General features: G+C 65.4%; 8 protein-coding genes. 2 read left to right on the top strand and 6 right to left on the bottom strand.

The features are described from left to right. Positions 1-163: 163 nt before the first annotated feature. Complete coding sequence (locus tag GGR40_RS18020; protein WP_429277633.1) at positions 164-607, top strand: lyase; 444 nt, start codon at positions 164-166, stop codon at positions 605-607. Between the two features lie 95 nt (positions 608-702). Here the strand turns inward: GGR40_RS18020 and ruvX are convergent, their stop codons facing one another. Genes ruvX through pyrE form a run of 6 tightly spaced genes read right to left on the bottom strand, consistent with a single transcriptional unit; the run spans position 703 to position 5,082 of the window. Continuing rightward, on the bottom strand, positions 703-1,194 hold the full coding sequence (ruvX, locus tag GGR40_RS18015) for a Holliday junction resolvase RuvX (RefSeq protein ID WP_429277632.1): 492 nt from the start codon (positions 1,192-1,194) through the stop codon (positions 703-705). After that, positions 1,170-2,291: a DUF3089 domain-containing protein gene (locus GGR40_RS18010; RefSeq protein ID WP_429277631.1), complete on the bottom strand. Its 1,122-nt coding sequence runs from the start codon at positions 2,289-2,291 to the stop codon at positions 1,170-1,172. Before GGR40_RS18010 ends, ruvX begins: the two co-directional genes overlap by 25 nt. A gap of 6 nt (positions 2,292-2,297) precedes the next feature. Then, positions 2,298-3,245, bottom strand: coding sequence for a signal peptidase I (lepB, locus tag GGR40_RS18005; protein ID WP_429277630.1), 948 nt, complete (start codon positions 3,243-3,245; stop codon positions 2,298-2,300). A gap of 32 nt (positions 3,246-3,277) precedes the next feature. Further along, positions 3,278-3,682 (bottom strand): holo-ACP synthase, encoded by a 405-nt coding sequence (gene acpS, locus GGR40_RS18000; RefSeq protein ID WP_429277640.1) that lies wholly within the window; start codon positions 3,680-3,682, stop codon positions 3,278-3,280. Positions 3,683-3,722: 40 nt separating this feature from the next. Next, positions 3,723-4,463 (bottom strand): pyridoxine 5'-phosphate synthase, encoded by a 741-nt coding sequence (locus GGR40_RS17995; RefSeq protein ID WP_429277629.1) that lies wholly within the window; start codon positions 4,461-4,463, stop codon positions 3,723-3,725. Positions 4,464-4,500: 37 nt separating this feature from the next. Beyond that, the gene (gene pyrE / locus GGR40_RS17990) at positions 4,501-5,082 is read right to left on the bottom strand and encodes an orotate phosphoribosyltransferase (protein WP_429277628.1); all 582 of its coding nucleotides are present in this window, start codon (positions 5,080-5,082) and stop codon (positions 4,501-4,503) included. 231 nt (positions 5,083-5,313) lie between these two features. On the opposite strand from pyrE, the gene coxB reads away from it, so the two are divergent. Next, positions 5,314-6,366, top strand: a complete 1,053-nt coding sequence (gene coxB / locus GGR40_RS17985; RefSeq protein WP_429277627.1) for a cytochrome c oxidase subunit II — start codon at positions 5,314-5,316, stop codon at positions 6,364-6,366. Positions 6,367-6,390: the final 24 nt, after the last annotated feature.

Here is a 6,390-nt window from a genome sequence, read left to right as displayed (position 1 = left end):
GAAGATGATCGTGGCGATGAGAGGCTGAACCCAAGGAGCCTACGTGCGCCTGCTAATCAAAAACAAACAACGCGTTCTCACACAGCCTCGGTGGATAGCTGCCGTTCGTGATCGGTGATACAATCGTTCGGTGACAGATCGCTACGAGCCCACTTCTGACTTCTTGAAGGCAGTCATTGCTGAGGAGGTGCCGCTTTCAGGCTCCACCTTTGCTGAGGCCAACATGCGACAGCTAATCGCGATGACGCGGGACGACGACCTCTCAAACCGAGACTGGGCTACGATGCTTTTGGCATCAGAGGAGGCCGACACGCCCGAAATCCGGGAGGCGCTGCTGACAGCCGCCGACGATGAACACGACGTCGTAAGGGCAGAGGCGCTCGTCGGCATAGCTCGGCGCGATCGTAGTCTTGCCCTGCCTCTTGTTCTACAGGCACTGGCTGGTGACCGGGTGAGCATGCCTGTCTTCGAGGCTGCCGAGTTGGTTGCTGATCCTGTTTTAGTGGAAGTTCTCCGACCTTGGACCGAGCCCTCAGAAGACACGTGGCTAGACCAGCTTGCTCGCAATGCTTTGGCCGCGTGCGAACAAGCTGTGCGCGTCATTTGATTGCTGAACGTCCGCAAGGGCGCGCGTTCAGAAGGTCGGCTTGCAGCGTAAGGGAAGCGTGAACGGTCGCCAAGTTTCGGCCTGCTTGCCCTTGGTCAGAACATCCCGCCTGCCAGCGCGTCGATGGCGCCTTGCAGGATCACTGCTGCCGCTGCCGAATCGATGCGGTCCTTGCGCTTGGCGCGGCTCATGTCCTGTTCGATGAGGCCGCGTTCGGCGCCGGAGGTGGACCAGCGTTCGTCCCACAGCAGGATCGGCAGGCCAAGCACCGAGAGGTTGCGGGCATAGGCGCGGCTGGACTGCGCGCGGGGGCCTTCGCTGCCGTCCATGTTGAGCGGCAACCCGATGACGATGCCCCGGATCGAGCGTTCGCGGATCAGGTCTTCGAGCAGCGCCTTGTCCGCGCCGAACTTGCCGCGTCTGATCGTCTTGCCGGGGGAGGCGAAGCGCCAGCCCGCGTCGCAGAACGCGGTGCCGATGGTCTGCGTGCCAAGATCCAGCCCCAGCAGCGCGCCCGCGTCGGGCAGGGCGTCTCTGAACTCCAGCGAGCTGGTCGTGGGGATCACTTTTGCTGCTTCGCCAGCCACGCTTGGGTGCGCCTTTCGAAATCGGCCCTGAGGTTGGCCCAGAACAGGGTCATGTCATAGAGGTGGTAGTTGTTTCCGGGAAGCACATAGGCGCCAAGGTCCAGCTTTGGCGGCGGGCCGATGTGGAGGAAATGATCCGGACCGCAGGCGGCGGGCACCACCTGCACCGCCATCGATCCGGTGCGCGCCTTGAAGTCGGGCACCAGCGTGCCGAGGTTCGCCTCGGCCCCGGCGGCGGTGTCGGGCACGCCGGTGAGCGGGTTGGAGCACAGGAACGGGCTGCCCGCGACCGATTGCGCGTCCAGCCCGATGCGGCGGGCATAGGCCTTTTGCAGCATTTCCGTATCCGCCGGGTCGGCGACGGAAAGCCAGCTTTGCACGCAGCCGGTTTCATCTGCGCGGGCGCAGGCCGGGACGCCCATCTTCGGCAGGTCGTGCGCCAGCGATACCGGCCAGCCAATCACCCATGCGCCGACCAGCCGCCCGGTCAGCGGCGTGCCGGCGATCCGGTCGCGCATCAGGCGGCGCAGCAGGAACGCGCCCTGGCTGTGTCCGACTAGCGCGATGGGCTGGCTGGGCTGCAGGTGCCGCCGGAATATCTCGAAAGCGGCAAGGACGTCGCGATAGGCAAGGTCGATTGCCTGCGCCGCTTCGGGTTTGGCGGTCAGAAACGCGCCGACAGCGGCCTGACGATAGCGCGGCGCCCAGATCTCGCCCGCGTTGAACGGGCTGGCCATGCCCTGCACGAACAGGTTGGCGCGGTCGCGGCTGACAGCGTCGTCCAGCGCTGCATTCCATGCATCACGCGCGATGTAGCTGGTGGGATGGACGAAGAACACTGCCACCGGCAGGCGCTCTTTCGCGGGATCAATGGTGGGCGGAAGCCATGCCGACGGATCGTCCTTCATGCCGGGGCGCCCCACCCACATCGCCGGGTTCTCCCACGATTCGGGCGGCAGCGCGTTCTGCTGGGCAAAGGACACGCCGGGCACGAAGGCCATCTCGGTCAGTTCTTCCGACCAGTACCACAGCGCCAGCATCGCCGTGAGGACCGCCACCGTCAGCCCTGCGACGACATAGAGGAACTTGCGCGCCATCGCGGCTCAGTAGGCTTTGGCAGGGTCGATGCGCGGGCGCAGGCTGGTGAAGGCCCGCCCATCGCGCAGGGCGGGCCACCAGGTCAGCGGGTTCCACGTCTGCGACCCGTCGAGCGAGAACGTAATGAACTCTGCCCGCCCGCCGATGTCGGAGAGCGGCACGGGACCGTTCAGGCCGCCGTCGGGCTGACCCTGCCAGTTGGTGATAAACGGCGCGCGGCTGTCGGCGGAACGGTCGCGGTCGTCGCCCATCAGGAAGACGTGGCCTTCGGGCACCTGCACTTCGGGGTAGTCGTCCAGCGGCTGGCTGACGTAGTCGATGATCTGGTAGCTGGCCCCGTTGGGCAGCGTTTCGCGGTAAGTCGGAAGTTCGTAGACCTCCTTGCCCGAAGGCAGGCGGGTGCGGAACTGCTCGAACCCGTCGTAGCAATGGCCCGGCTCCTGCCCTTCGCAGGTCAGCTTGTCATCCGCGGGGATCTGCACCGGCGGCTCGATCTCACGCGGGATGAACCTGCCGTTGAGGCGGATGCGTCCGTCGATCACGGCGATACGATCACCGGGGCGGGCGACCACGCGCTTGATCAGGTCGGCCTTGCGATTACCGGGCACGACGATGACGATGTCGCCATAGGCCGGTACGCCGCCCATTACCCGCGTCTTCGAACGGGGTAGCAGGTGGAAGCTGAGCGAAGACCAGTTCCAGCCATAGGGATACTTCGATACCACCAGCCGGTCGCCCACCAGCAGCCCCGGCATCATCGAGATCGACGGAATGTAGAACGGCTTGGCGACGAAGGAATGGAACGCCAGCACCCCCAGCAGCATGACCATGAGCCCGCGCAACTCGTGCCACCAGTTCGTGGCCGGGCGCGAAGTCTCGGACGGCTTTGCCTCGGTGCCAGAGGGTCCGGGCGCGGCGTCGGCAGAGTTCGGCCGGGCGGTCTGTTCGGTCATGCGGGGGGAACTCGGCGCTATCGGGGGAAGGGTCAGGCGATCGGGCGCGCTTCGATGATCACGAAGGCCTGCGCCCATGGGTGGTCGTCAGTGAGCGTCAGGTGAATGAAAGCTTCGTGGGCGGCGGGGATCAGCGAATCGAGCCGGGCCTTCGCTCCACCCGTCAGCGCCAGGGTAGGCGCGCCGGACGGGGCGTTGACGACGCCGATGTCCTTCATGAACACGCCTGCCTTGAACCCGGTTCCGACCGCCTTGGAAAAGGCTTCCTTGGCAGCGAAACGCTTGGCCAGCGTGCCCGCGACCGTATGCGGGCGGCGGGCCGCCTTGGCGCGTTCCACTTCGGTGAAGACGCGGTTGAGGAAGCGGTCACCGTAGCGGTCGAGCGAACTGGCGATCCGCTCGATGTTGCACAGGTCCGAGCCGAGGCCGACGATCATGCCCGTCCTTCCGGGCATGGAAAGACATGTGTCTGGAACATCACCGCACCTCGTCCATCAGCGCGCGCATCTTTTTCACACTGGCTTCCAGTCCGATGAAGATCGCCTCGCCGATGAGGTAGTGCCCGATGTTGAGTTCCGCCAGTTGCGGAATGGCGGCGATGGGCTGAACGTTCTCGTAAGTCAGGCCATGGCCGGCGTGCGGCTCGATGCCATTCTTGGCGGCCAGCGCCGCCATGTCGACGATGCGGCGCAGCTCATGGGCCACGGCCTCGCCTTCGGCATGGGCATATTCGCCGGTGTGGAATTCTACCACCGGTGCACCCAGCTTCATCGCCGCCTCGATCTGGCGCGGGTCCGGGGCGATGAACAGGCTGACGCGGATTCCTGCGTCGGAGAGGCGCGAGACGATGGGCGCCAGACGGTTGTGCTGGCCCGCCGCGTCCAGCCCACCCTCGGTCGTGCGCTCCTCGCGCCGCTCCGGTACGATGCAGGCGGCGTGGGGACGGTGGCGCAGGGCGATCTCCAGCATCTCGTCCGTTGCCGCCATTTCCAGATTGATCGGCAGGCCCGTGGCGTCGGCGACACGCAACAGGTCGTCGTCGCGGATGTGGCGCCGATCCTCGCGCAGATGCACGGTGATGCCGTCGCCCCCGGCGCGTGCGACGATCTGCGCGGCGCGTGCCGGGTCCGGGTGCTCGCCGCCGCGCGCGTTCCGGATCGTCGCCACATGGTCGATGTTGACGCCGAGACGCAGGCGGGCAGGCTTGAGCACGTTCATTCGCTTATCCGATCAAAGGCTGGTTACTGGCCAGGGATTACTGGGCGCGGCTGCCGGGCTTCACGGCCTGCGTGCCGGCCAGTTCGGGTGGCAGTTCGTCCGGCGCATAGGTGGGGAAGTTGAGTGCCACCAGCGGGAAGAACGGCACGCCCAGATCCACCGACCCGGCAGAGCGGTCCACCAGCGAAGCCGCTGCGATTACGGTGCCGCCGGCTTCCTCGATGGCCTTGATCGCCTCGCGGCTGGAAAGGCCGGTGGTGACGACGTCCTCCACCATCAGCACCTTGTCGCCCGGCTCCAGCGCGAAGCCGCGGCGCAGTTCGAACGTGCCGGTGGGACGTTCGACGAACATCGCGTCAACCTGAAGGGCGCGGCCCATTTCCTGGCCGATGATGACGCCGCCCATCGCGGGCGAGACGACCTTGGTGATCTGCTTGCGGATGTCGTGCGGCAGCTTGGCGGCGATCGCCACGGCAAGCCGGGCGGCGCGGTCCGGGTTCATAAGGACGCGGGCGCACTGCAGGTAATACGCGCTGTGGCGGCCGGACGAGAGCAGGAAGTGTCCTTCCAGCAGCGCTTTGCAGGCGCGGAATTCGGCGAGGACCTCTTCTTCGAGCATTTGCGACTTATTCCTTGGTCAGTAATTCGGACGAGTTCGCGCGGCAGTTCCGCACGTTACGGCAAAAATTCCCCTAGAGGCGCTTGAGACGGGCGGCAAGGCCGCGTATAGCCCACCCCAAAGGGGGGCGAAAACGCCGCCATGATAGGGGTGCGCCTGAAGTCGTTGAAACGGCACGGGCGTTCGAAGGAAGTGGAAGCGCAAAAAACCATGACATTGGGCAAGATTTCCATGAGTGCTGGAAGGGTCGGCAAGGCCCTTGGACTTTCCGCGATCGGCCTTCTGGCCGCAGCGGTGCCGAGTTTTGCACAGGATGCGCCCGCCGCACCTTCCGCGCTGGCAACCGGCGCAGCGAACGGTGCCGCCATGGCTTCGAGCGCCGGCAGCTACACTCCCATGGCACCGACACCGGGCATCGGCATGCCGGTAGACGGCGGCCTGAACCTGCAGGCGCAGTTCTCGCCCACGGGCGTTTACGGCGAATGGCTGCATCATGGCCTGCTGTGGGTCTGCGCGATCATCTCGCTGTTCGTGCTGATCCTGCTGGCGATCATCATCGTGCGCTTCAACCGCCGCGCGAATCCGGTCGCCTCCAAGACCAGCCACAACACCGTTCTCGAAGTCGTCTGGACGCTGCTGCCGGTGCTGATCCTGGTGGGCATCGCGATCCCCTCGATCGACCTCATCGCCAAGCAGTACAAGCCCGCGCCCAAGACCGCGCTGACCGTCAAGATCACCGGCAACCAATGGTTCTGGACTTACGGCTACCCCGACAACGGCGACTTCGAGGTGATCTCGAACATGCTGAACATTCCGGGCGAGCCGACCATCAACAACGGCGTGCGCGAAGTCGGCTCCAAGCCCTGGGACGGCCCCTCGCATCTCGAAGTGGACAACCGCATGGTCGTGCCTGCGGGCGAACCGATCCGCCTGCAGATTACCGCCGCTGACGTGATCCACTCGTTTGCGGTGCCGTCACTGTGGTTCAAGCTGGACGCCGTGCCGGGCCGCATCAACGAAAAGGTGCTCTTCATCGAGAAGCCGGGCGTCTATTACGGCCAGTGTTCCGAGCTGTGCGGTGCCAAGCACGGCTACATGCCGATCGCGGTGGAAGCCCTGCCGCGTGACAAATACAACGCCTGGGTCCTGACCCATGCCGGTGGCGCGATCGACGGGCAGAAGCCCGCAACCACCGCTGCCGAACCCGCTGCGGCTCCTGCCGCCGCTCCCGCCGGCGATGCTTCCGAAGCACCTGCTGGTGAAGCGACCGCCGAAGCCGAATAAGCGATACGAGAGGACAGGGTTCCA

Source organism: Novosphingobium gossypii, assembly GCF_050433305.1.
Classification (GTDB): Bacteria; Pseudomonadota; Alphaproteobacteria; order Sphingomonadales; family Sphingomonadaceae; genus Novosphingobium; species Novosphingobium gossypii.
The sequence above is the reverse complement of the archived record's forward strand: the minus strand, read 5'-3'. Positions and strand labels throughout refer to the sequence as shown.